This window comes from Shewanella sp. Isolate13, assembly GCF_022398325.1.
Lineage (GTDB): Bacteria > Pseudomonadota > Gammaproteobacteria > Enterobacterales > Shewanellaceae > Shewanella.
In genome coordinates, this window is the sequence record NZ_JAKEVD010000004.1 from 77,491 (window position 1) to 101,675 (window position 24,185).

Annotated in this window: 21 protein-coding genes; 10 read left to right on the forward strand and 11 right to left on the reverse strand. The window is 46.9% G+C overall.

All coding sequences use genetic code 11. The annotated features are described in order from the left end of the window. Positions 1-51: 51 nt before the first annotated feature. Positions 52-1,218, reverse strand: a complete 1,167-nt coding sequence (locus tag L1D44_RS03880; RefSeq protein WP_028766769.1) for a Xaa-Pro peptidase family protein — start codon at positions 1,216-1,218, stop codon at positions 52-54. 339 nt (positions 1,219-1,557) lie between these two features. Between L1D44_RS03880 and L1D44_RS03885 the strand changes: the two genes are divergently transcribed. The 4 genes from L1D44_RS03885 to L1D44_RS03900 all read left to right on the forward strand — a co-directional run bounded on the left by L1D44_RS03885 (position 1,558) and on the right by L1D44_RS03900 (position 5,484). After that, positions 1,558-2,238, forward strand: coding sequence for a PAS domain-containing protein (locus L1D44_RS03885; protein WP_239888898.1), 681 nt, complete (start codon positions 1,558-1,560; stop codon positions 2,236-2,238). Between the two features lie 20 nt (positions 2,239-2,258). After that, entirely contained in the window at positions 2,259-2,642 is a 384-nt protein-coding gene (locus tag L1D44_RS03890) for a RidA family protein (RefSeq protein WP_028766767.1), read from the forward strand. Positions 2,643-2,750: 108 nt separating this feature from the next. After that, positions 2,751-3,929, forward strand: a complete 1,179-nt coding sequence (locus L1D44_RS03895; RefSeq protein ID WP_239888899.1) for a diaminopropionate ammonia-lyase — start codon at positions 2,751-2,753, stop codon at positions 3,927-3,929. 604 nt (positions 3,930-4,533) lie between these two features. Then, entirely contained in the window at positions 4,534-5,484 is a 951-nt protein-coding gene (locus tag L1D44_RS03900) for a putative sulfate exporter family transporter (RefSeq protein ID WP_239888900.1), read from the forward strand. A 360-nt stretch (positions 5,485-5,844) separates the two neighbouring features. Here the strand turns inward: L1D44_RS03900 and L1D44_RS03905 are convergent, their stop codons facing one another. The 8 genes from L1D44_RS03905 to L1D44_RS03940 all read right to left on the reverse strand — a co-directional run bounded on the left by L1D44_RS03905 (position 5,845) and on the right by L1D44_RS03940 (position 14,115). Next, positions 5,845-6,564: a DJ-1/PfpI family protein gene (locus tag L1D44_RS03905; protein ID WP_239888901.1), complete on the reverse strand. Its 720-nt coding sequence runs from the start codon at positions 6,562-6,564 to the stop codon at positions 5,845-5,847. Between the two features lie 332 nt (positions 6,565-6,896). Then, a complete protein-coding gene (locus tag L1D44_RS03910) occupies positions 6,897-8,081 on the reverse strand; it encodes an HD-GYP domain-containing protein (RefSeq protein WP_239888902.1) in 1,185 nt (394 codons plus the stop codon). A gap of 242 nt (positions 8,082-8,323) precedes the next feature. Further along, positions 8,324-8,542 (reverse strand): hypothetical protein, encoded by a 219-nt coding sequence (locus L1D44_RS03915; RefSeq protein ID WP_239888903.1) that lies wholly within the window; start codon positions 8,540-8,542, stop codon positions 8,324-8,326. Between the two features lie 31 nt (positions 8,543-8,573). Beyond that, complete coding sequence (locus L1D44_RS03920; protein WP_239888904.1) at positions 8,574-9,329, reverse strand: DNA-binding protein; 756 nt, start codon at positions 9,327-9,329, stop codon at positions 8,574-8,576. A 44-nt stretch (positions 9,330-9,373) separates the two neighbouring features. Then, positions 9,374-9,922, reverse strand: a complete 549-nt coding sequence (locus L1D44_RS03925; RefSeq protein WP_239888905.1) for a core component of ECF transporter — start codon at positions 9,920-9,922, stop codon at positions 9,374-9,376. Continuing rightward, positions 9,919-10,599: an energy-coupling factor transporter transmembrane component T gene (locus L1D44_RS03930; RefSeq protein ID WP_239888906.1), complete on the reverse strand. Its 681-nt coding sequence runs from the start codon at positions 10,597-10,599 to the stop codon at positions 9,919-9,921. The genes L1D44_RS03925 and L1D44_RS03930 overlap by 4 nt, the downstream gene beginning before the upstream one ends. Continuing rightward, positions 10,589-11,962, reverse strand: coding sequence for an ATP-binding cassette domain-containing protein (locus L1D44_RS03935; RefSeq protein WP_239888907.1), 1,374 nt, complete (start codon positions 11,960-11,962; stop codon positions 10,589-10,591). The genes L1D44_RS03930 and L1D44_RS03935 overlap by 11 nt, the downstream gene beginning before the upstream one ends. 17 nt (positions 11,963-11,979) lie before the next feature. Continuing rightward, positions 11,980-14,115: a TonB-dependent receptor plug domain-containing protein gene (locus tag L1D44_RS03940; protein WP_239888908.1), complete on the reverse strand. Its 2,136-nt coding sequence runs from the start codon at positions 14,113-14,115 to the stop codon at positions 11,980-11,982. Positions 14,116-14,557: 442 nt separating this feature from the next. Here L1D44_RS03940 and L1D44_RS03945 point away from each other — a divergent pair, with 442 nt between their 5' ends. From L1D44_RS03945 to L1D44_RS03955, 3 genes are all read left to right on the forward strand, one after another. Continuing rightward, positions 14,558-15,916, forward strand: coding sequence for an isochorismate synthase (locus tag L1D44_RS03945; RefSeq protein WP_239888909.1), 1,359 nt, complete (start codon positions 14,558-14,560; stop codon positions 15,914-15,916). A 216-nt stretch (positions 15,917-16,132) separates the two neighbouring features. Next, complete coding sequence (locus tag L1D44_RS03950; RefSeq protein WP_239888910.1) at positions 16,133-16,792, forward strand: 7-cyano-7-deazaguanine/7-aminomethyl-7-deazaguanine transporter; 660 nt, start codon at positions 16,133-16,135, stop codon at positions 16,790-16,792. A 113-nt stretch (positions 16,793-16,905) separates the two neighbouring features. Beyond that, positions 16,906-17,364: a GNAT family N-acetyltransferase gene (locus L1D44_RS03955; RefSeq protein ID WP_239888911.1), complete on the forward strand. Its 459-nt coding sequence runs from the start codon at positions 16,906-16,908 to the stop codon at positions 17,362-17,364. 617 nt (positions 17,365-17,981) lie between these two features. On the opposite strand, the gene L1D44_RS03960 is transcribed toward L1D44_RS03955, so the two are convergent. Both L1D44_RS03960 and L1D44_RS03965 read right to left on the reverse strand, forming a co-directional pair. Further along, positions 17,982-20,120 carry a HAMP domain-containing sensor histidine kinase gene (locus L1D44_RS03960; RefSeq protein ID WP_239888912.1) on the reverse strand — a complete coding sequence of 713 codons (2,139 nt, stop codon included), beginning with the start codon at positions 20,118-20,120 and terminating at the stop codon, positions 17,982-17,984. 111 nt (positions 20,121-20,231) lie between these two features. Then, the gene (locus L1D44_RS03965; protein WP_345773625.1) at positions 20,232-21,614 is read right to left on the reverse strand and encodes a sigma-54 dependent transcriptional regulator; all 1,383 of its coding nucleotides are present in this window, start codon (positions 21,612-21,614) and stop codon (positions 20,232-20,234) included. A gap of 279 nt (positions 21,615-21,893) precedes the next feature. On the opposite strand from L1D44_RS03965, the gene L1D44_RS03970 reads away from it, so the two are divergent. Genes L1D44_RS03970 through L1D44_RS03980 form a run of 3 tightly spaced genes read left to right on the forward strand, consistent with a single transcriptional unit; the run spans position 21,894 to position 24,174 of the window. After that, on the forward strand, positions 21,894-22,706 hold the full coding sequence (locus L1D44_RS03970; RefSeq protein WP_239888914.1) for a substrate-binding domain-containing protein: 813 nt from the start codon (positions 21,894-21,896) through the stop codon (positions 22,704-22,706). After that, complete coding sequence (locus tag L1D44_RS03975; RefSeq protein WP_220768969.1) at positions 22,703-23,410, forward strand: ABC transporter permease; 708 nt, start codon at positions 22,703-22,705, stop codon at positions 23,408-23,410. The genes L1D44_RS03970 and L1D44_RS03975 overlap by 4 nt, the downstream gene beginning before the upstream one ends. 5 nt (positions 23,411-23,415) lie before the next feature. Continuing rightward, positions 23,416-24,174, forward strand: a complete 759-nt coding sequence (locus tag L1D44_RS03980; RefSeq protein WP_239888915.1) for an energy-coupling factor ABC transporter ATP-binding protein — start codon at positions 23,416-23,418, stop codon at positions 24,172-24,174. Positions 24,175-24,185 lie beyond the last annotated feature (11 nt).

Here is a 24,185-nt window from a genome sequence, read left to right on the forward strand (position 1 = left end):
TTCAGTGATGATTTCCCCAGTCCCCTCCAGGGAAATCAATGGCTATTAAAATTATTTGATAATCAGTAGTTCTGGCTCAGCACGCTTGCTTAACCACTCTGCACCGTTCTCGGTGATCACGATGTTTTCTTCGTGAACCATAGACTTACCTGGTGCGTAAACCATGCCTGGCTCTAGTGTCATTACCATGCCTGGTACTAATAATGTGTTGTCAGTCGCTGTGTTAGATGGACGCTCAGTTAGCTCCATACCTAGACCATGACCTAGACGACCTACGTCGTTACCTAGTGCACCGTTAGCTTCTAGTACTTTCCACATTGCGTTGTAGATGTCAGAAGTGGTGTTGCCCGGACGCGCAGCTTCAAAACCTGCCGTAGTTGCGTCATAAGTTGCGCGGTAAGCAGCTTTAGTTTGCTCACTCGCGTGGCCGAATGCCCAGTTACGGTCGAAGTCAGAGAAGTAACCGTCACGTACCGCGCCTGTGTCGATGATCAATACGTCGCCATCTTCGATCACACGGTCAGTTGGACCCATGATGATGCTGTCGTAACCGTCTTGGCCTGAACCAGCGATGATGTATGGACATTCATCTGCGCCTTCCATCAGCATGTCGATACCGAACTGCTTACAGATTTCACGCTCTGTCATACCGGCTTTGGCGTAACCAGGGATCTTGTCGAAGCCCACGTTAGTGATGCGACAGATTTCACGTACTTTTTCGATTTCAGCTTCAGACTTGACTTGGCGAAGCTCATGAATAGCCAGTGATACGTCAACGAACTCTTTGCTTACTAATGTTGTTAACTGTAGGTAGTTAGCAACTGGCATACGTAGGTGTGACTCAATACCTAGGGTTGCACCGACACGGCCAAAGCGTGAAGGTAGGCTGTTAAGCACGCTAGCAACGATGCTGATACCGTCGTCTTCTGGACGTGGTGAAGCCCAAGTGTGGATGTCTTCAACCCAAGTACCCGCCATGCCGCTTGCACCGATCTCAGGAATAACTGCGATTGGCTTGCCTTCTGCAGGCAGGATTAGGAACCATGGACGAGTTGGGCTGTGCCAGAACTGAGTGTGGAAGCCAGAGAAGTAACGTACGTTAGGCTCGGTCGTTAATATAATGGCGTCGACTTCTAGCTCGCGCATCTTTTGCTGAGCTTTAGTTGCACGCATTTCAAATTCAGCTGTTGTAAATCCACGCTGCAATATGCTTTTCATTTCTTTCTCCACATCCCACAAACTGGCCTAGTTGCCAAAAGGTCACTAAAGTGACCGGAAAACTGTTTTAGTCAACTATCGTTAACTTGATGCGCATCATACTGTTTGCTGAATTTAAAAATGTGACACATATCTCATAGTCAAAATCTGTTAACTCAAGATATGTCGGCAAACAAAAAAATCATGACCAAAGTCAAATATTTTAAACCATAGTTAAATTTAACTTGCTTAAAACCGTAAAAAAACGTCACATAGTTACATAAAGTTGATTCAAGACTTGAATTACTAACCCAAAAAGTTGACAATAACGGCATCTATAGTTCACAAAAGTAATCTGAAATGATCAAAGCGGCAGAACAGGCATACAAAACGGAATTTACACCTAGAGATCGTGAGTTACTGCAAAGCTATTTCCATCTAGCTGATAGCATGGCCGATTTAATTGGTCCTCACTGTGAAGTCGTGATCCATTCATTAGAGAGCTTTGAACAGTCGGTTGTCAAAATCGTTAACGGTCACCATACCGGACGTAAGGTGGGCTCACCGATCACTGATTTAGGCTTAAAGATGCTGCGTCAGTATGAGCAAACGGGCGAAGTCACCCCAAAAAGTTATTTCAGTAATAACAAAGGTGGCGAAATGCTGAAATCGAGCACCTGCATTTTGCAGGGCGAGAAAGGCAGACCGATTGGCATGTTCTGCGTCAATATGAACTTGTCATACCCGTTCCCAGAGATCATCAAGACCTTGATGCCTGATACATCACAGCATCACAGTTTTGATATGACAGAAAACTTCAGCGCATCAGCTGGAGATGTGGTTGAGCAAGCGCTTACCCACGCGATAGCCGAAGTTGAAGCTGATGACAGCGTCAACCTAAAAGGTCGCAATAAAGCTATTACTAAGGTGTTGTTTGATAACGGCATCTTTGAATTAAAAGAAGCAACTAACATAGTTGCTAACCATTTAAGTATTACCAAGCATGCGGTGTACAAGTACATCCGTGAATTTAAATCCTAATTATCAGAGATAACTAAGCTATGAAAACTGTAATCCATACTGAAAACGCTCCAGCTGCAATTGGTCCATACTCTCAAGCTCTTGCTTTCGACAAGCTAGTATTTACCTCAGGTCAGCTACCGCTAGACCCAGCAACTATGGCTTTCGTAGAAGGTGGTATTAAAGAGCAAGCTTTCCAATCTCTAAGCAACCTAAAAGCAGTGCTAGAGCAAGCAGGCGCAGGTGTTGACACTGTACTAAAAACAACTTGTTTCCTAGCTGATATGGAAGACTTCGTTGCTTTCAACGAAGTGTACACAGAAGTATTCGGTACTGAAGCAGCTCCAGCTCGTTCATGTGTACAAGCTGCTCGTCTACCAAAAGACGCACTAGTTGAAGTGGAAGCGATCGCTTTCATCAAATAACTTAAATTTGGGTTATTAACGACCTATTTAAGTCAATCTGCCTGTCCATTTATCAATTATGCGTAAATGGACAGCAGCTCCCCCAGTTCAAAATATATAGTGGTTACTATGCTAAAGCTGACTCAAAATGATTTCTTTAACGGCGAGACTTCTGACCTTTTCACAGCTGAAGTTGCTGAAAAAACTCGTCAATTCCACCAGCAGATCGAAGCTTACCAGCCAACACCGCTGGTCTCTTTAGAGCAGCTAGCGGCGCGCTTAGGCGTTAAAGCGATTCTGGTGAAAGACGAATCGTACCGTTTCGGTCTAAATGCTTTCAAAGTACTTGGTGGTTCTTACGCATTAGGTAAGCAACTGGCTGAGCACCTAAATGTAGATATCAGTGAAATTGATATGAAAACCGTTGCCGCTAAACTAAGCGCACCATTGGTTTTCGCTACTGCAACTGCTGGTAACCACGGTACTGGTGTCGCTTGGGCTGCACGTGAAATGGGCCAAAAAGCTGTTGTTTACATGCCAAAAGGTTCTTCTCAAGCAAGTGTAACCCGCATTCAAAACCTAGGTGCTGAGTGTATTGTCACTGATTGCAACTACGATGACACAGTACGTATTGCTAACCAAACTGCCACTGAAAACGGTTGGATGCTAGTACAAGATACTGCATGGGAAGGCTACGATAAGATCCCTACTTGGATCTCTCAAGGCTATATGACTATGGCTGTTGAAGCGCAAGAGCAAGTTGAAGCTATGGGTCTGAAGCCGACTCACCTAATGCTTCAAGCGGGTGTTGGCGCTATGGCTGGCGGGATCTTGGGTTACTTCGCTGACAAAGTTGGCGCAAACAACTTCAAGACTATTATTGCTGAGCCTGCAAAAGCAGATTGTATCTACAACTCAGGTATCAAAGGCAAGATGGTTGCCGTTACTGGCGAGCTAAACTCTATCATGGCAGGTCTTGCATGTGGTGAGCCAAACCCAGTCACTTGGCCTATCCTAAAGCAGTGCAGCAGCTTCTTCGCATCGGTTGAAGATCAAGTGACTGCAACGGGTATGCGTATTCTTGGTAACCCATTAGCGGGCGACACTAAGGTTGTTAGCGGTGAGTCAGGTGCACTAAACCTAGGCCTACTATACATGCTAGCTAGCCGTGAAGAGTACAGCGAGTACCGTGCTCAGCTTGGCTTAGACCAAGACTCCGTTATCATGCTGTTCAGCACTGAAGGTGACACTAACCCAGACCGTTACCGTCAAATCGTTTGGGAAGGCATGCACAGCACTGCTAAATAAGTCTCTGCGAATTTAGAGAACAAAAGCCACTTACATAGTGGCTTTTTTGTTTTTAAAAAATAGGTCCTAGGTTAAAGATAGAGCGCTCACAGCGCTCGCTTCTAGAACGGTGCTACGCACCTACTAGGCGCCAACAAGTTGGCTGCTAGGAAAAGCATAACAGCACATCAAAAGCTGCCCCGCAGAACGTCTTAGCTTTACCGCCTTAGCTTTACCGTCTTAGCTTTATCGTCTTAGCTTTATCGTCTTAGCTTTACCGTCTTAGCTTTATCGTCTTAGCTTTATCGTCTTAGCTTTACCGTCTTAGCTTTACCGTCTTAGCTTTACCGTCTTAGCTTTATCGTCTTAGCTTTATCGTCTTAGCTTTACCGTCTTAGCTTTATCGTCTTAGCTTTACCTAGGACCTAGAACCTCATACCTTTCTTAGCTTTGTCTCGCCCTCGCAGGGCGAAGCCCGTCCTCATCTCAGCTCTTCCTATGACCTATCTTTCAACCTTTTACATTCAATTTTTCTTACCCTATTAATAAGTAGTATTTAATTTATCAAAACAGGCGCAGACGCTATACTTTAGGGCTGACCCGCTATTTTTTGCAGCCATAATTGATGACCCCTCAATCCCAGAACCAGTCCCAAAATAAAACTCAGCTAGTGATCTTTATTATCGCAGGCCTCATCTGCCTGTTACCTATGGTTTCATCACCCATCGCGCTGATCTTGGGCTTTACCCTTGCTAGCATTGGCTGGGCGCCCAGCCAAGTCTATCTCGGCGCTTTAACTAAAAAGCTACTCGCCTACTCTATTGTTGGCCTTGGGTTTGGTATTCAATTAGACGCAGCCCTAAGTATCAGTCTAGAGAATCTGCCACTGATCCTTGGCTCAATCATTTTCACTCTGATTTTGGGTTTTGGCCTGACCCGATTGCTAAAACTAGATCATAAAACCGGCCATCTTATCGCCTCAGGCACGGCAATTTGTGGTGGTAGCGCCATCGCCGCTGTATCACCTGCAATTAAAGCCAATAGCGAGCAAACGGCTATCGCACTGGCCACGATATTTATTCTTAATTCGGTGGCGCTGTTCCTGTTCCCAGCCATCGGCCATGCCCTGTCTATAAGTCAGCATGATTTTGGCGTCTGGAGCGCGATAGCCATCCACGATACCTCATCGGTAGTGGGCGCCGCGTCAGCCTATGGTAATGAAGCGCTGACCACGGCAACCACCATTAAGTTAGCCCGTGCACTGTGGATTATTCCTATCGCGCTTGTTAGCGCCATGCTGTTTAAGGGCGACAACAAGAAAATTGCGATCCCCTACTTTATCGGCTTCTACTGCTTAGCCATCGCGATTGCACACTGGTTACCCGCTGGTGAATTGGTTTATGGGGCGATATTTGAGGTATCGAAGCGCATATTAGTCGTGTGTCTGTTCTTGATTGGTGCAGGCATTACCATTCAGAAGATGAGAGCAACTGGCCCTAAGCCACTGATTTTAGGTGTGCTGCTTTGGATTGCGATTGGAAGTAGTTCACTGGCGTATATTCTGTTGTTGAACTAGCTATTAACTAGCTGCCCCCTCATTTAACGATAGCAACTCTATGAAAACAGCGCCTATGAGCGCTGTTTTTTATCATTGTTTCGCCAAAACAATAAGCCCAATAAACAACTAAAGGCAGCTAAATCGATTAAGGCGCGGGTGAGCCCGCAGGTCAGTAAAGAGGCGGCAATTAACACTGCACAACACAATAATATTAGCCAGTTATTCAATGTCATCTCTCCTCTTCGGCAGACTGAATTTAGGGCTATTATTGATGCTTAAGCTAAAAGCTGCCAAGATCCTTTATTACTAATTAATAGCTTAATTAGATAAGGCTAGATGATTTGCTTATAACTCTTTTACTACAGCGAGTAAAAACTGCTATTTATGAACCACCGCATAGGGATCGTTATTAGCATCTTGATTCCAGTTGTACTCGGTTAAAGTTTCAATCCGCCGCGCTTCCTGCTCACCATGCAAGTGTTTAACCCAAAATAGCGCCGCATCTGTGCCGGCAGACACTCCCGATGAAGTTAAGAACTTACCATCGTATACCCAGCGAGCTCTAGGCTGCCACTGTGGATTATCGTTAAGGGATGTCACCCACTCAAAAGCCATTTTATTAGTGGTAGCTTTGCGCCCGTTAAGGACTGAGGTCATCGCTAGCAGTGCGGTACCAGTGCACACGGTAAACACATTTTGGCTACACGCTATCTGCTTAATCAGCCATTGGCGCATTCCTGTATCGCTCACTAATGTACGAGTGCCTAACCCACCAGGGATTAACAACAGATCGCAATCATACGTGTCCGTTGTTAAGCAATCGGCGACCACACGTGGCCCTTGGTAGCTTTTGATTATCTCCTTAGCGGCCACCAGCTTGATCTCCGCATTGGGCATATGGCCTAACATCTCTACCGGACCATGTAGATCTAAGGTTTCGTAATCATCAAACACCAGCGCAAGTATGCGGTATTTCCCTTCTGTAAACGGTGTTGCTGTTGCTAATGACTGCGAGCTTGTTTTAGCCTGTAGAGTCGGCGCGGTAACACCTGCGGCCAGCATCAGCGAAGCCCCTTTGATAAACTGTCTACGTTGCACTATTTGTTCCCCATCAATCTCAATATCTTGTGCGGGATTAGTCTATGGAAAAAAAGATTAATTCAATGATAATTAAGCTAAAGCAGCATCCGTTCATCAAAAATAGAGCAGGCTCAAGCTTTGAGGATAAATGAGAGATATATTCCTCTACATATAGAGCGCTCTCAAGTTCGCTTCTAGAACGGTACTGCGTACCTACGAGGACGCCAACAGGTTGGCTGCTAGGAAAAGCATAAAACCAGCGCCGCAGAACTTCTTTGCTTTACCTCGAATATAGCGATACAAAAAAGCGCCGAGTTGGACTCAGCGCTTGGCATATCAATAGATAAGATTTAATAAAAAGGTGTAGGATCGATCTCTAGGCTACTTGGCGATACGCCCTTCTCGATATTCAGTGGCGATCTGAGCAGATCGACAATCTCCACTTTGGTATAGCATTTATGCTTCACAGAATAGAAACACTTCACCTTAGGATGCAGCACATCTCGACCCTTAGCTTCCCAGACAATACCGATACGACCATCGGAAAGCTGTACTAACGAACCAACCGGATAGACGCCAATACAGCGAATAAACTCGTAGACGAGCCCTTGGTCTAAATGGGTTGGAGTCATGCCCAGTAAGATCTTAAATGCCGATGCTGGACTCATCGCCTCTTTGTAGCAGCGAGTTGCCGTTAAGGCATCGAAGATATCGACAATACAACTCATACGCCCATGAACGGGGATCTCTTCGCCCTTAAGACCGAGTGGATAGCCTTTACCGTCTAGCTTTTCATGATGCATCAGGCTGATATCTTTACTGATCTGAGATAGGCCTTTAGTTTGGCCCATGATCTCAACCGCATAAGTCTGATGCAATTTAACATGCTCAAACTCTTCAGGGGTTAACTTACCAGGTTTATTCAAAACCTTACTGTCGACCTTGATCTTACCGATATCGTGTAAAATACCACCAATAGCGATCTGCCGTAGCATATCGGCATCGAAGTTCAGATAACGGCCAAAAGTCACCAGCAAGAAGGCAACATTGATCGAGTGCTCAAGCAGGTAGGCGTCTTTAGAACGTAAAGCGGAAACACATTTGAGGGCATCGGCATCGAGCATAACAGACTCAATCATGCTGTCTGCTAACGCCTCGAACGGCTCAACCTCTACAGCCTTACCTTCAAATGTTTCGGTGAGCACTTTTTGAATAAGATCTTTAGCCTCAACAATCAGCTCTTTTGCCTGCTTCTGCGTCGTGGCACGTTCAACACTGACTTTTCTTATCACAGGTTTAGGTGCAGATGCGGCTCTGCCCAAACCTAACTCCGGCAACGAGCGTTCGCCATTGACCCACACATGGGTCACATTACTCTTATGCAGCCTAAGTATCGCCTCGGCACTACGAATTTGGCCAGCGCTGGCGATGTTGACTAAGCTCTTATTCTTGTCGATGGCCTCAACAAACATACCCACCTTCAATTTGGCGACAGGTATTTTTATTAAGTTGCTTGATTCAATTGAACCACCCATTATCTCTTAGGTCCCCGGATGATTAGCCTAAATTACAGTGACAATATTCAACTGTACTCTTCACAGTGCTTTTATGCTGTGACTCAGTTTACACCGAGCCACTTTTATATTTTGTGAGAAGTTGGCTATTCTATTCCGAGCGGTGTTAAATCACCATAGACAAAGTTAATTAATCCTTGCTAATGCACAACAAACTCGCTGCAAACGCTAATAAAAACCACAAATGGTTAACGCGCTTAGCCCTAAGGTTTGATGCGAGTTTTATAACACTGGAAGCTGCTCGGCTGCCAACGACGGTACATACAGTTATAGCAAGAGCGTAGAACATTATCCGTATGTTCGTCTTCATCATCACTCAAAAATACCTGGCAACTTGCCGCAGCCTCGCGAGCGAAGGGATGGTCTTCAACGCCAAACTTGAACTGCCATAGCCCATCTACCTGAGTAAACCACTGCTGCATACCCTCTCCTATATCCCTTATCCTGTAAAAACTAGTACGGTTTTAACTGCTGCTTAGTCGCATTCAGCCAGCGGCCATCTTCTTGACTCACCAACAGAGCAAACTGATGCTGAATATAGACCGCCTTTATCTTACCCCTAAGAGTCAGCAGCAGATCGTCCGCGAGCGTCTCGCCATCGAGGCTAATCACCGCCTGCAAACCAGTACGCGCCAACACTTGTGTCACTGACAGCTGTACTTCGTCTGATTCGCTCTGCTGCTCGGCAAGTTTAAATTGACCTTTTACCCGACCATCTTGACCGCTTAGACGTAAACCTAAGCCAGCTAATGCACCAATGACCCCTTGCCCCGTGCCTCCATGCTCACTGAGGTCAATCGCCAGCTCTTGAGCAAGTTCGTAAGCCTGCGCCTTCGTTTTCACCTCTACTTTAGCTTGTTGGCCGAAGGCGATTAGGCGCTTAATATCGCAATCTGAGTTGAGATCTAAGATGGCGAGACCCGGATCCGAGGCCGCCGCCGACTCCTGCTTAAGGTGAGCAACACTGATAGCCTTGATCTCATCGAAACTCAACGCCGTTTCAACTCTAAAGCACATGGCGCTGTTGTGAGAGGTATAAGGAATGTCAGGATGCACAAACAGCTGGTGACGAGTCACGAACCGTGGGCAGCTATCGAGCCCTGCCGTTGAAGCTAGGGTGAGTTTTGCTGCAATCTCCTCGGCGATCTCCCCCGTTCCCTTAGTACCAATATCATCTGTATCATCAATGCATATCAACCAAGCTTTCATCTATCACCCTTAATCTGTCGTTCGTTTTATTTTGTTATTCAAATCTATTTATCGTTATCTAGCTGACTTCGATGCAGCAGGTCATGGGCATGTAGTCGCCGCAGCACACTCGGCACTAACAGCGCAGCCGCGGTAGCAAACGCCGCGCCTTGAAGAAAACTGATGCCGAACTGCACGACTGCCACCTGAGCACTCATCCCCGCCAACAAGTTACCAATCCAGCCCTTAGCTGCCCAAGCGAAGCAGCCAACTAAGCCCAAAACAATGCACTGCCAACGTAGACTAAATAATCCGGCCATTACTAACAGCGCGATATCCATCGCCAAGGCTGGCAAACCAAACTTCAATAGAATCAGTGGCCCGCCTTTACCGACGCTGAGCATCATGGCGACGAGTCCTGACAAGAAACCACAGGCGGTGATGGCACCGACTCGACCAACCGCGCCGTAACACACCAGATAGAAGAAGGTCATCAGGAACATGGAGTGACCACTGAGGCCAAGCTTGAGACGCATCATGCTTTTTAAAACCACCAGCAAGGTGGCGCAAAAACCAATAAATAGAGCGTCTTGCAAATCGAATGGAGATTTCATTTATCCTCTCTTGGTGAAGGCCAATGGGTTGGCTTATTAACTTTACCGAAGTGACGTAACTTGGCCGCCTTTGCCATCTGTTTCGATAGCTTTAGCAGCTGGATCAACACAGGTAGCAACACGCAATAGACAAGTTCTGGCCAGTTCTTCGGGTTTCTCAGTGCCTTAGGCGTGATATTGGCACCACGCAGGCACTGAATGGCATAGATCTCTTTGGTTTCCTGCAGCATATAGGGCAATAAGCCGATGGATGCTGCGATAACGAAGGCCCACTTTGCTGGCAGCCCCCAACTCAATACCTCGCCAAGCCGCTCGGGACTTTGTGTGCTAGACAACCACCAGCCCGGTAGCATGGCGAGAAACACTCGCAGCACCACAATCACTCCATCAAACAACTGGGCTTCGCCGTGTAACAGATAGTAGAGCGGCAGAGTCAGAGCTAGCTGCGCTGCCGCCACCTTGAGTAAAGCGGTGATCTTGTTCTTTAGGTATAAGCCATGAATGACCAATAACAGGTCGATGATGATCAGCGCGCCTAGGCCACTGGCTGGTAGAAAGAAGGCACTACTGGATAACACTAGACTCAGCAACAAGGCCAAGGCGCAATATTGAGTCGCACTCAAGAGTGAGCCTGAGTGTTTGTTGACGCCACGATCTGCGCTACGTTTAGCCCACATTCGATTGCTCTATCACGCTGGCAGCATCCCTTAACTGACCAGACTCTATTAACCAGTAGCGATCCACTTCCAAAAACGGCAGCTCTCGGTGACTGGTCATTAAGATAGCGCAGCCTTGAGCGCTTAACTGCTGCAGCAATTGCACCACCTTTGCCACATGCAGTTTATCCAACCCGGCAAACGGATCATCGAGCAGTAAGACCCTAGGTTGCAGACAAACTAGCGATGCTAGGGCGATGGTATGCTGCTGACCATAGGATAACTTGTGTGGTGAACACTGAGCTAAATGGGTCATTTCCAGCTTTTGCAGGATCTGCTCTGCCCGAGATAGCGGTTGTTTGAAGCGCTTCAGACTAAACTGCAGTTCCGCCAGCACGCTTTGCTCAAATAGCTGACGATTAGGCCGCTGCATCAGCAAGCCCAGATCGGCGCCGTAAACCCCGAGTCGTGGGCGCTTACCCAATACCGAGATAGGAAAGCTTGGGATATTGGCTTGGATCCCCGCAAGGGTTTTCAATAGGCTACTCTTACCGGTGCCGTTATCGCCCACCAAGGCCACAATCTCCCCGCTATAAAGAGATAAGGGCTCAACACAATCGAATAGCCGTTCCTGCTCGATAAAGCGGAAATGCAGCGGTTGAATCCTGACTAGGCTCTCGCCGCCATGAATACGAGCCTCGGCCTTAATCCTGATAAGGCGCTGTTTATCATCGGCGGTCTTTAGCAGCTCATCTGAGCCGACTTGTAACCTGCCCTCTTCTAACTGCCATAGATAGTTGACTAAGCCTGCAAAAGCACGCGGATTATGCTCGACCATGACGATAGCGACACCGTCATCAAGCAGGGATGCCAAAACACTCTGCAATTCCCGCACGCCGTTATCATCGAGCTGTGCCCAGGGTTCATCCAGTAGTAACAGTGTCGGTTTGAACACCAACTGTGCCGCCATCATCAAGCGATATTTTTGTCCCAGTGACAACACCTCAACTGGGGTATCTAGGCTGATAAATAGCCCGACTCGCCTCAATGACTGCTGCACCTTCTCAATCATGAGATCCGCAGCAATACCTAAGTTCTCAAGGGCAAAAGCAATTTCAGCACCGACAGTTTGACGTAAAATCTGTACATTGGGATCTTGCATGACTAAACCGACCAACAATGAGGGACTCCGGTATACGTCCCCCTCATAAGGCCGAGACAGCTCACCTGCCAGTAGATGTAACAGGCTCGATTTACCACAACCCGTTGGACCGTTAATGCAGTGGCATTCACCCGAATTAACCAACAAAGTGAGATCATCCAAGATCTCGCTTTGGTTCGATCCATAGCCAAAATGAATCCCTTCTAGCGCTATGAGTTTCATAATATCCCCCGACGAAACTAGATCTGCCAGTTAATGCCGACAAACACCTGACGGCCAGCCTGTGGTAGGGCTTCGCTCTGGTCGTAGTTTTCGTCAAGTAGGTTAGTCGCGCGTAGATATAGCTCTAGCTTATCGCCCATTAGCGGCTGCACTAAGTTAACATCGACCAAGGTGTAGTCCTCTAGCGACTGCTCAACTAAGACCTTGTTACCATCGACTTTCTGCTGCGCGTAGTACACCTGATCCATGATGCGCTCAACATTTAAATTAACTCGCATCTCAAATGGCAATACATATTCAGCCTGGAAGCGTACCTGATGCTTAGGACGGTATTCCAAGGTCTGCATCGCCTCTTCTGCGCTCTTATCTTCGGTGTCTAAGAAACTATAAGACACCATCATCGAGAGGTTATCAAAGCTGTTGTTTTCTAACTGAATATCGACGCCTTTAAAGCCGTAGCGTCCCATATTCTGGTAAACACCATCGAGATCTTTAGCGATATAGTCTTCGGCATCTGTGTAGTAACCCGCGACATTCAACTCGGTAGCGTGACCAAGCTGTTGCTGTAGCCCTAGCTCATAGTGCTGAGATGTCTCAGCCTGCAGCTCGGCGTTACCCGAAGATTGCGCATATAGATTACGCATAGATGGGAAACGTACTTTACGTGCTACACCCATGTTAATGCGCGTATCTTCTAGCGCCTGCCAGTAACCCGATAGTTGACCCGAATAGTCGTTTTCAGACTCATTGAGACGATCTTGATCATGGAAAGCACCGCCTAGAGTCACACCATAGTTATTGCCTTGATATTGGTATTCCAAAGCAGCAGTGTATAGCCAAGAGGAATCGTCGAAGCTAGCATCGCCGTTACCACCACCGGTTCCGCCACCATTGCCACCACCTGAACCACCGCCGCTTTCGCCACCAGTATCACCGCCATTACCGCCACCAGTACCGCCACCAGTACCACCGCCGTTGCCACCACCAGAACCACCTCCGCTACCGCCACCGGTTCCACCGCCAGTTCCGCCGCTATAAGCCGCAGCTGCATTTGGCGTTACGGAATGAGATTCCCAGCTTTGCTTCTCGGCGATCACCGCAGTGGTCAATAGCCCGGCATCATCGAAGTTAGAGATAAACTGCAAGTTACCGCCCTGAACGATAGAGCGACCGTCTTGTTGAGCCTTAATGGCTTGATAGGTCTTATCTTTATACTGACTCTCTAATACATCACTTTGGTTGTGATAACCAAAACCACGTAAGGTGAACATCTCATTGAATTTATGGGCAACACCTAATTGAAAGGTTTTTGCTTGGTAGTCATCGACACGCTCAAACTTAACGCTGCCAGTACCACGTCCATCACGGCTTGGCTTGCCCCATTCACCATCACGGAAACTCATGTTAGCCATTAGCTGAGTATTGTCGTTAATGAGATAGCTACCTTGGGCGTAGAAGTTATTCAGGGTCTTATCGGCATTTTCACGCACGTCCCCTTGTTGATATTCGGTGTCTTTGTAATCACTAGACATAGGCCAGCCATCGGTCTGTTGACGCGAGTAGTTCACTAAGCCTTGCCAGTTATCACCGCTGCCTGCGGCGCTAATGTCACCGTTAAAGGTGTTATCCTGGGCCGCTTCTAAACGACCAGAGATAGCTGGCGCGTTATCGCCCTGCTTAGTGATAATATTAATCACACCACCCGCACCGCCTGGACCATAGAGTACCGATGATGGGCCGACAGAAACTTCGATAGAGGCAACTTGTGCTGTTGGAATTAGGCTTGGGTCAAACTGGCCATCTTCGGCATCATTTGCGGGTACACCGTTGATCAGGTAAATCACATGGCGAGCCTTAAAGCCACGGATGTCGACTCGTGGTGTGCCTTGACCGCCCGTTCTAACGTAGATCCCTGGCACATTCTTAAGGATTTGATCTAGACTCTGAGCACCCGAAGCCTTGATCTCTTCTTCATCTAGGCTCCAGTGAGTGGTTGCCGCTTCAGTCACAGAGGCTCGCTCACCATGTACCACGATCACTTCCGATACGTTGAGAATAGGGTCTCTTTCTAGCTCATCTGCTTGAGCTTGGTAGGCCAGAGTCATTGCCAATGCTAATGTGGATACTTTCAGCACTTTTTGTTGTTTTTTCATCGAATCTCATCATCCTAACGATATAATTTGCAGTATTTTCAAAAACCACCGCTTATCACTCAAGCAAATAAGATCATAAAACAAACTTAGATCGACTAATTTGAACATTCAGGAAAAGAATGATGACCTGAGCCAGACATATTGACCCACCTTTTACACTTAAGGGACAAAAGGGGGCATAGATGTCACATATTTAAAGAGCTTTGATTTCAACAAACTGCTATTTACTCGACTGAAATTGATTGGCTTTCTGAGCAAATCTGAAGCATGTCGATAAAATAGTCAGTGACAGTTCACACAGGCAGAGCAATCGACTTGACACTGTATGTTCAGACTATTACTTTGTGGTAAAGATTCTTATTACCAATAGTGCGTTGGGTGTATCCCGGTTAGAGGCGGCTTCCTCTAAGCAAGCCCTTATGATATTTGTGTGGAGTATTTATTGACCATCCCCTTGCTGCCTCAAGCTATTAAGTCTTTAACCGACAAAATCAAATCCTTTACTCTCCAGCCAAACAGCGACCCAATTGCACAGCTGTCAGTGGTGGTTTCGCCGATCCCAGTGATTGCCTGGTTGGCGGCGCAAACAACCTACCCGAGAGTCTATTGGAAGGGACGCGATACCGAAGAAGAGGTCGCCGCCATCGGCTGCTGTAAAGATTTTTTCTTTGGGGAAGATGTCGATGACATCGAGCTGGCGGCCGAATATCAAAAGCAGCGTGCACTTACCAGCAATCAAGAGATCCGCTATTACGGTGGCGTTGCCTTCGATCGTAAGAATGAAGGCTGGCCAGAGTTCGGCAAGGCTCATTTTGTGCTACCACGCATAGAACTGCGCCGCAGTGGCAATGAGTATAGATTACTCGTCAATCTCAACTTTAGCGAGAACGCCTTCGCCGAAGAGATTGATAATGCTCTGCTAGCCCTACAGAAATTAGATTCACCTAAGCCACTCACCCCACCTAACAAGGTGGCATTGATGGCCCGTAGCGATAGACCCGATAAATACCGCTGGAGCGAGTTGGTCAATCGGGTGACCCATCCAAAGTTTATCGAAGACACCCCTAAGGTTGTGCTATCTCGACTGACTCAGCTCGAGATCAATGAAGAGGTGGACCCATGGATGTTACTTGCCTGCTGGCAGGGACGTAATCCAAACAGCTTTCAATTTGGTTTTCAGTTTAGCCCTGAAAGCACCTTTATCTCCTGCACGCCGGAACGTTTATATCGTCGCCGCCAGAGGGAGCTGTTTACCGAGGCCCTCGCCGGCACAACGGTTCGTGGACTCAACCAAGAAGAAGATAAAGCACTGGCGCAAGCACTGTTGGACGACTCAAAAAATAGCCATGAAAATCAGTTGGTAAGGCAGCATATTGTCGATGTGCTCAATCCCCTTAGCAACTATGTTGGCGCCGATGAGACACCAACAGTATTTAAACTAAGCCATATTCAACATCTGCACCGCTCTATTCGTGCCGAACTAAAAGCTGGCGTGAGTGACTTTCAAGTTATTCAGGCGCTGCACCCGACCCCAGCGGTTGGTGGCCTGCCAAAAGAGTCGGCAATGAACTTTATCCGTCAGCAGGAAGGCTATGCTAGAGGCTGGTATGCTGGTGCTTGTGGATATTTCAACAAGTATGAGAGTGAATTCGCCGTCGCTATTCGTAGCGCGCTGATTGAACCCGGTCGTATCAATCTGTTTGCCGGTGCGGGCATAGTCGCAGGCTCTGAGGCCGACAAAGAGTGGACCGAGTTAGAAAACAAACTCACTACGATTTTGTCCATTTTGACTGAGCTATAACACTTCCTCTATATTCCATTAAGCTCAGCACGCAGAAATTATTCTACGTGCTGACATTTACACTTGCTCAAATAAAAATCTGCTCTATAATTTGCGCCCCCTACATATTAAGTAGGGAACGAACCATTATGTTTAACCAAAAAATTGTAAAATTATAGCGATGTTCGCTATTGCGGGTTCCCTCACCCCGCCCGATTTACTTAAAAAGGCCACAAGATGTTGATGTTATCCCCTGCACAGCTTCGCCGTGCATTACTGCTTTTAGCAAGCTTTCATATTGTTATTATTTGTGCGAGCAACTACCTTGTACAACTTCCCTTTCAGATATTTGGCTTCCATACCACATGGGGCGCTTTTAGTTTTCCATTTGTCTATCTAGCCACAGATCTAACGGTTCGAATATTCGGCCAACAAGCGGCAAGAAAAATTATCTTCCTCGCAATGTTACCGGCACTTGTTATCTCCTATTTGATGGGCGTTATCTTCCATCAGGGTAGCTTCCAAGGCGCTGTAGCATTACTTGAGTTCAACAGCTTTGTATTCCGCATCGCTTTCGCTAGCTTCGCCGCCTATCTCGTCGGCCAGCTGATGGATATCTTTGTATTTGCCAAACTCAGAGAGACTAAGTCTTGGTGGGTTGCCCCTTCGGCATCAACTATCGTCGGTAACCTAATAGACACTATCGTGTTCTTCGGCCTAGCCTTCTACGCCTCTACCGACACCTTTATGGCAACACACTGGCCTGAAATCGCCACCGTTGACTACGGTTTCAAATTGATTGTGAGCTTAGGTTTGTTTTTACCAGCCTATGGCCTGCTATTAAAGTTCTTACAAGATAAGATCTTACACAGCAGTACACGGAAAGCGGCGATTTAACGCTTAACAACAACTGGACTGACCTGTTATAATTTCGCCAATTCGTTCACCTTTCAGCCTATAGGTTTGGCTGTTTTACCGGGTGAACTGGCGAAATTATTGAGAGTTTGTAAATGTACACCATTGAAATTGAAGCTGTTACCGAGTTCACTCCCGAAGTCCTCGAACTGATCCAAACCACCTACTCTATCATCCCAGAATTTGAGCAAGGTTATGCCAGCCAAGAGATCGCTCAGCGCTTACTCGCAGGCCCTGCACTATTGCTTATTGCCAGAGTAGAAGGTGAGATAGCAGGCTTTAAGTTGGGCTATCAGACTGATGCTCAGGTGTTTTACAGCTGGTTAGGTGGTGTTGCGCCGGATTTCCGTGGTCTAGGTTTAGCTAAGAGCCTACTCGAATATCAAGAACGCTGGGCGACCGAACAAGGCTACCAACGCATCGAAGTTAAGACCCGTAACTGCTTCCCTGCAATGCTGAAGATGTTAATCAGCTCCCAGTACCAGATCACTGCAATGATTAGCGATGCGCAGAATCACAGCCAAAATAAGCTGCACTTACAGAAACAGTTCTAACACTGGCTCTGTGTGAAATTCAAAAAGGTGAGTGAATTAGCTGAAACCCGATAATAAAACTTGCAAACACAAATGAGAATGATTATTATTAACTTGCGTTCCAGAACTCGGGTTAACAAATAAAGTTCTCATCATCTCGATTTGTTAAATGAGTTTTTACAGCACGACATTGCTCACACACTCTTAAGTGGCCAGGATATTATCCTGGCTTTTTTTTGTCTGTCATTCATGACAGACAATATTGGATATGAATAAAAAGCGTCATTCACAATGTAAAGATTAAATGCTAACAAATTGTTTTATTTGGATTATTAATCAAAGACGCAAAAAGGTGCAATTTTCGTTATCGATTATACTTGCAAGACCAAATGATAATGATTATTATTTACACGCGTTTCAGGACTCGTAAATAACTTAAAGGCATCTCATCTCCCGCAAGTTAGAGTCTGTTTTATGTAAAGCACGACATTGCTCACACACTCTTTTGGCCGAGATATTATCTCGGCTATTTTTTGTCTAAAACTCAGCAGAGTAGGAATTTGAAGTCTGCAAATAGACTGCGAGTACAGGCCTTGCTAAAGCCGAGATGGCTCTCGACTCAGCGCTTACTGAATCTCTTACAGCGGTGTCTTATCGTTATGCTTACCGCTAAACTGCAACCCCTCGTAAGGCGTATTAGTCTGATCTTCGATAGCCTTATGGTACAAGCCGATAGTAAACAAGCTGCCCTTACCTACCTTAGAATTCACCTCAATGGTGCCACCGATACGTTTAATAATACCGTAGCTCAATGATAGCCCTAGGCCAGTACCGTCCTTACGAGTGGTGAAAAACGGATCGAAAATGCGATTAAGTTCCTCTTCAGGGATCCCTTTCCCCTCATCTTCAACCTCAATCTTAACCCCGATCGGCTCGCCATGTTGCACCCAATCATAGGTGCGGATCCAGATCTGCCCTTTGCCATCCATCGCATGAGCCGCGTTTACCACGAGATTAATCAACACCTGCAGTAGTTGCGGACGATTAACTTGAATAGGATAGCTAGCGTTAAGCTCTTGGTTGAGCACCACCTGTTGCTTTTGAATCGAGTGCCTTACTAGTACCAACATCTCTTCGATAATCGGCGTGATCTGGTGCATCTCGAGTGGCGCATTAAATTCCCCCGGACGGCTGTACTGTAGAAGGCTACGAATAATGGTGCTGATCCGCCCCACCTGCTGAATAACCAGCTCGATCTCCTCTTCAACATCATAGGCTCTATCGCCCAGCTCGTATTTAAGCAGCTCCATGTTGCCCAAAATCACCGCCGTTGGATTATTGATCTCATGAGCGATACCGGCTGTCAGTTCACCCAGCGCGGTTAGCTTCTCGTTGATCACCAACTGCTGTCTGGTCTCATTAAGCAGCGCGACGTTAGCTTGCAGTTCTTCGGTCTTCTCCTGCAGGCTGCGAGTTCGCTCCTCAACCTTAACCTCTAGCTGTTCTGCTGCAGCTTGGATCTGAGTATTTCGGCGCTGCAACAGATCCAGCATGCGATCAAACTGCTCGGCAAGGTTAGAAAGCTCATTGTCGCTATCTAATCCTAATGAACCTATGCGTAAGTTACGCCCAGATTGCACCGCCTTTACCACATGATGAATGCGCTCAATCGGCTGCAAGAGGCTATAGGCACCACGATATACCAACCAACCCGATACCAGCAGCACCAGCATCAAGATAGTGCCCAGCTCGATGATATTGAGTAGGTAGTTATGGATAAAGGGAGACTCAGAAAAACCGGTATAGATCATACCGATGCGCTTACCATTAATATCTTCAAGTGGTGAGTAAGCCGAAATAAACCAGTCGTTAAAAACAAAGGCTCTATCGACCCATAATAGCCCTTGATTTAGTACCTTCTCTCGCACCTCAGATGATACTAAGCTACCGAGTGCACGACCTTGCTGATCACCTCCCTGAGGGAAGAAGTGCAGCGGTACGTTAGTGCTGATACGAATATTATCGAGAAAGATGGTCACCGTACCGATTGAACGCTCAGGTAGCGTTCCCTTGTCATACACCAGATCGCGAATATGGTCGACGATACGGGTATCGCGGTTAAGCATGATGCCGCCATCTAAGTACCAAGCAACATTGCCATTCACATCGGCAATCGGAAATAGGCTACGACTTAATAGTCCACGCTTCTCTTCGCCTTTACTTGGCTCCTGTGCTCGCATGGTCTTTATCACGCTCACCTTGGCTCGTTCGGCGAGCGCAGAATCGATGCGGGACAGACGACTTGGCTCAAGCACCATCAGTCCAGAAAATGGTTCAAGCCCTTCGATATGCGGCAGCATCTGCCTAAGATCGGGATCGGCTGCGGCCTCGGAGACGCTAACTAAGCGTAAAAAATCTAAATTAAGATCTTTCTTCGCTTGGTCTAGCACTTTTTGTAGATTGTCACGCTGGGCAACAAAGTCGCGGCCTATTTGTCTAAAGTCATTCTGGAACTGCCAAGACTCCATCACCAACTCTAGCTGGTTTTCTTGGTTAGTTTGAACGGTCACTAGGGTACTGTTTGCCACGGTCAAGTCGGCCTTAACCTTCATAAACAGCTGCTTACCTGTATAGCTTATATTCCAATAGATGGTAATAAAAACCAAACTCACAAGCGTTAGTAAGATAGGCAACAAGGTTAAAATCAAGATGCGATAGCGCACCTTCGCCTGCATCTGCTGCCAACTAACACCAAACATATTGGAAAAAAAAGACACCTATACTCCCCCTAGAGTGATCTCGCCTCATCTATTTAACCAGAGCATGGGATAAGCCCAATCACCATCAAAACCAATGGCTCAATTTTACTTATCCCAGCCTCAGTATTTTTATTCTTCTTTATCGGCTTCGTTACCAAACCACTCTTTATACTTACGATCTAGGGTCTTACGTGATACACCAAGATCCCTTGCTGCCGCAGATTTATTACCACCGTGTACATCAACGACGCGAGTCACATGGTCACGCTCAACATCTTTCAGCGCCCACTGTAGTGGATAGCCAGACTCACCGGCCGCTTCACTCTTTGGCTGCACCTTCCAATACTCGGCAGGTGGTTTACCCAGTAGGATACAGCGTTCAATCATATTTCGCAGCTCACGAATATTACCTGGCCATTCGTGTTGTTGCAGCTTTAATAGATCTTCATGGCTCCAAACGACCTCTTTTACGCCAAGTTCTGCCGCCAACTGGCAGGTAAAGTGATGAGTTAGCTCTACAATATCTTCAGGACGCTCACGCAGAGGCGGGATCACGATATCGAGCACATTGAGGCGATAATAGAGGTCACGTCTAAAGTTACCCGCTTCAACCTCTTCCGATAGCTTACGATTCGTCGCCGCTAATACGCGCACATCGATATTGATCTCTTTCTCGCTGCCCACTGGACGAATGGTGCGCTGCTCGAGCACACGCAGTAGTGCGGTTTGCATCTTCAGCGGCATCTCACCAATCTCATCGAGGAAGATGGTACCGCCGGAGGCGAAACTAAATAGCCCTTCTCGGTTACCCTTGGCGCCAGTGAATGAACCAGCCGAATGACCGAAGAGTTCACTCTCTAATAATTCAGGCGCAATCGCACCACAGTTCACTGGCACAAACGGCCCTTGACGACCACTGAGAATATGTAGCTGTCTGGCCACCAGCTCTTTACCTGTGCCTGATTCGCCCTCAATCAAGACCACAGCATTGGTCGGCGCCACACGCTCGATGACATGCTTTACCTCAGTCATGGCGTCACTCTGACCAATAATGGTCGAGGACTGATTGAAGGAGACTTCACGGCGTAACATTAAGTTCTCGCGCTTCAATAGGCGACGCTCGATACAGCGGTCAACCGCCTTCATCATCTGTTCGAGATGGAACGGCTTCATAATAAAATCAGACGCGCCTGCACGCAGCGCCTTTATCGCCACATCCATATCGGCATAGCCAGTCATAAAGATGATATCTGAACGTCTCTCTTGATCGTTCAGCGCCTCATGCCACTCTATTCCAGAGCGACCAGGCAGACGAATATCGACAATTAGCAGATCGAAATGACAACGTGAACGCAGCTGCTCCGCATCTTCAACACTCGAGGCGGTTTCAACTAAGGCAAATTTCTTCGCTAACGCTTTCTTTAAAAAGCTGCGCATGCCCGGCTCATCATCGACGATCAATACAGATACAGCAGAAGGAAGTGGCTTCATATTATTCACTCTCTGTCCCACCTTGTCTGATTCAGGGACATTTTGACTCATTATGAGACAAGTCTATCATCGAACTAGTCTAAATAGGTCACTATGAACCATGTAATCGCGACCTTGGGACATAATGTCTGCGCTTTTTTTATTATTCATGGGACTAAGATCACACTAGTGTTACAAATGTGAACTGAAATAACCTAATTTAAGCATGGCATCAAACTTGCTTTTCATGAGCACTGAATTCGATTTTTGAACAGGCGCTCAGGTATCGAGTGGCCTATTTTATTTTTCCAAGGAGTAAAAATGCTAAACCTTAAACGCGTTATTGGTCTTGCGGTTACCGCAGCGCTAGTTGTTGGTATGCCAGCCCAAGCTAACGAAATTATCAAACTTGCGACAACTACAAGTACAGAAAACTCTGGTCTATTAAAGAACCTACTACCAAAGTTCGAAGCAGAAACAGGCTATCAGGTACAAGTTATCGCGACCGGTACTGGTAAGGCACTTAAGCTAGCTCGCCAGGGTGACGTTGATGTGGTCATGACTCACGCTCCAGGTGCTGAAGCTAAGTTTGTTGAAGAAGGTTACGGCCGTCTACCTCGCGGCATCATGGAAAATGATTTCGTTATTCTAGGCCCAAAGAACGACCCGGCAAAAATCCGTTCAAGCAAAACGGCTGAAGAAGCGTTTGCTAAAATCGAAAAATCTGGCGTACCTTTCATTTCTCGCGGTGACAACTCAGGCACCAACATGAAAGAACTTCTCATCTGGAAAAACGCTAAAATTACTCCAGATTTCAAAGGCTATACAGCTGTTGGTCAAGGTATGGGCAAAACCCTACTAATGGCTAGCGAATTAGAAGCTTATACGCTATCTGACCGTGGCACTTTCGTTGCTTATTCAGGTAAAATAGATCTAGCAGTAGATTTTGATGGCGGTAAAGCACTGGCTAACCCTTATCAAATCATACTTATCAGTGAAAGCAAGTACCCAACGCTAAACCACAAGGGTGCTCAAGCATTGAGCGACTGGCTGATCGGCGCTGAAGCGCAAGGCATGATCAATAACTATAAGGTTCAGGGAGAACAATTGTTCAAGGCAACATATAGCGAATGAATGAAGGCTGGTTAGCCCTAATACAGCAGGCATTGAGCCTGCTGTTTTCATTGGACCCCGAAGTGTGGTCCATTATCTCCGTCTCTTTTTCAGTATCATTTGCGGCTTTAGCGATCACGCTGCTGCCTTCCATGGTGCTGGGCTTTCTGTTGGCCTTTACTCGCTTTCCTGGCCGCTGGTTAGTCACCAATCTTATTCAAACCCTACAATCCATTCCAACGGTTGTGATAGGCCTGCTGGTTTATCTGTTGCTAACCCGAATGGGGCCCTTAGGGGATTTGAAATGGCTTTTTACTCAGCAAGGTATGATTCTCGGCCAGATGCTTATCTGCGCCCCGGTGCTTGTTGCCATGAGCCAAGCCGCCTTTACCAGTGTTGACCGCAGAGCATGGGAAACTTCCCGAACCTTAGGCGCTCCCGCATTAAGTGCCATATGGGCTGTCTGCAGAGAGCTTAAAGTTCCACTATTATTAGCTATTGTTGCCGCGTTTAGCCGTATCTTGACGGAAATTGGCTGTTCAATGATGGTCGGAGGCAACATAGCGGGAGTGACACGTAACATTCCAACCGCTATCGCCTTAGAAACCAGTAAGGGTGACTTCGCCCAAGCGATTGCACTGGGACTGGTGCTACTCGTCTTAGCACTGATTTTAAACTTTGCTCTCGGTACATTAAGAGGCAAAGCCGAGCCGAGGAGTCATTAAGACAGATGCCAACGTTCAATACCACGACTGATACAAGAGCCAAAGCAAAAATCATCGCCAAGAATCTCGAGATGCGTTTCGAAAACAAGCAACTGTTTAGTGCAGAAGAGTTGGTTTTTGAACAAAACCGCGTGATCCACCTGCAAGGTGATAACGGCTGCGGTAAGACCACCTTGATGAAGCTACTCGCAGGCTTTATCTCGCCAACGGCGGGAACGATTCAAGCACAAGGTTTCTCTATAGCCCCTTGGTGGCGCAGCAACTCGATTACCGGCAAGGCTATCTATCTGCATCAACACCCTTATCTTTTCGAAGGCAGTGTGATGTATAACCTCACCTATCCATTAAGATTTTTAAATGGGGATAAAGAGCTTCTCAAGGCCCGCACCGAGCAAGCGATAGATAAGGCGCAACTACGTCACTTGCTGACTCAGGCCGCCTCGAGTTTATCCGGTGGTGAGAAACAGCGTTTAGCAATCGCCAGAGCCTGGATTATCCAACCTAAGCTATTGATGCTAGATGAACCGACCTCCAATATGGATAAACATTCGCAACAGCTAGTATTGCAGATGATTGTCGATCTCAAACAGCAAGGCACAGGCATGCTAATTAGTAGCCATCAGACTTGCATGCTAACCAAAGTATGCGATCATGCCTGGCTAATTTGCGATAAGACAATTACAAGCGGTAATATCAGTGCCAATCAAGATATGACTAATGCTCACATAGACGTCTCAACCAGACTCAATGTGTCGATTGGGTAAATTCATTAGCG

Excerpts from the sequence above, each read along its gene's own strand:
- L1D44_RS03900 (WP_239888900.1), top strand. The coding sequence starts at position 4,534 with ATGACCCCTCAATCCCAGAACCAGTCCCAAAATAAAACTCAGCTAGTG.
- L1D44_RS03975 (WP_220768969.1), top strand. The coding sequence starts at position 22,703 with ATGAATGAAGGCTGGTTAGCCCTAATACAGCAGGCATTGAGCCTGCTG.
- L1D44_RS03880 (WP_028766769.1), bottom strand. The coding sequence starts at position 1,218 with ATGAAAAGCATATTGCAGCGTGGATTTACAACAGCTGAATTTGAAATG.
- L1D44_RS03885 (WP_239888898.1), top strand. The coding sequence starts at position 1,558 with ATGATCAAAGCGGCAGAACAGGCATACAAAACGGAATTTACACCTAGA.
- L1D44_RS03935 (WP_239888907.1), bottom strand. The coding sequence starts at position 11,962 with ATGAAACTCATAGCGCTAGAAGGGATTCATTTTGGCTATGGATCGAAC.
- L1D44_RS03915 (WP_239888903.1), bottom strand. The coding sequence starts at position 8,542 with ATGCAGCAGTGGTTTACTCAGGTAGATGGGCTATGGCAGTTCAAGTTT.
- L1D44_RS03895 (WP_239888899.1), top strand. The coding sequence starts at position 2,751 with ATGCTAAAGCTGACTCAAAATGATTTCTTTAACGGCGAGACTTCTGAC.
- L1D44_RS03955 (WP_239888911.1), top strand. The coding sequence starts at position 16,906 with ATGTACACCATTGAAATTGAAGCTGTTACCGAGTTCACTCCCGAAGTC.
- L1D44_RS03950 (WP_239888910.1), top strand. The coding sequence starts at position 16,133 with ATGTTGATGTTATCCCCTGCACAGCTTCGCCGTGCATTACTGCTTTTA.
- L1D44_RS03910 (WP_239888902.1), bottom strand. The coding sequence starts at position 8,081 with ATGGGTGGTTCAATTGAATCAAGCAACTTAATAAAAATACCTGTCGCC.
- L1D44_RS03980 (WP_239888915.1), top strand. The coding sequence starts at position 23,416 with ATGCCAACGTTCAATACCACGACTGATACAAGAGCCAAAGCAAAAATC.
- L1D44_RS03930 (WP_239888906.1), bottom strand. The coding sequence starts at position 10,599 with ATGTGGGCTAAACGTAGCGCAGATCGTGGCGTCAACAAACACTCAGGC.
- L1D44_RS03920 (WP_239888904.1), bottom strand. The coding sequence starts at position 9,329 with ATGAAAGCTTGGTTGATATGCATTGATGATACAGATGATATTGGTACT.
- L1D44_RS03925 (WP_239888905.1), bottom strand. The coding sequence starts at position 9,922 with ATGAAATCTCCATTCGATTTGCAAGACGCTCTATTTATTGGTTTTTGC.
- L1D44_RS03940 (WP_239888908.1), bottom strand. The coding sequence starts at position 14,115 with ATGAAAAAACAACAAAAAGTGCTGAAAGTATCCACATTAGCATTGGCA.
- L1D44_RS03970 (WP_239888914.1), top strand. The coding sequence starts at position 21,894 with ATGCTAAACCTTAAACGCGTTATTGGTCTTGCGGTTACCGCAGCGCTA.
- L1D44_RS03890 (WP_028766767.1), top strand. The coding sequence starts at position 2,259 with ATGAAAACTGTAATCCATACTGAAAACGCTCCAGCTGCAATTGGTCCA.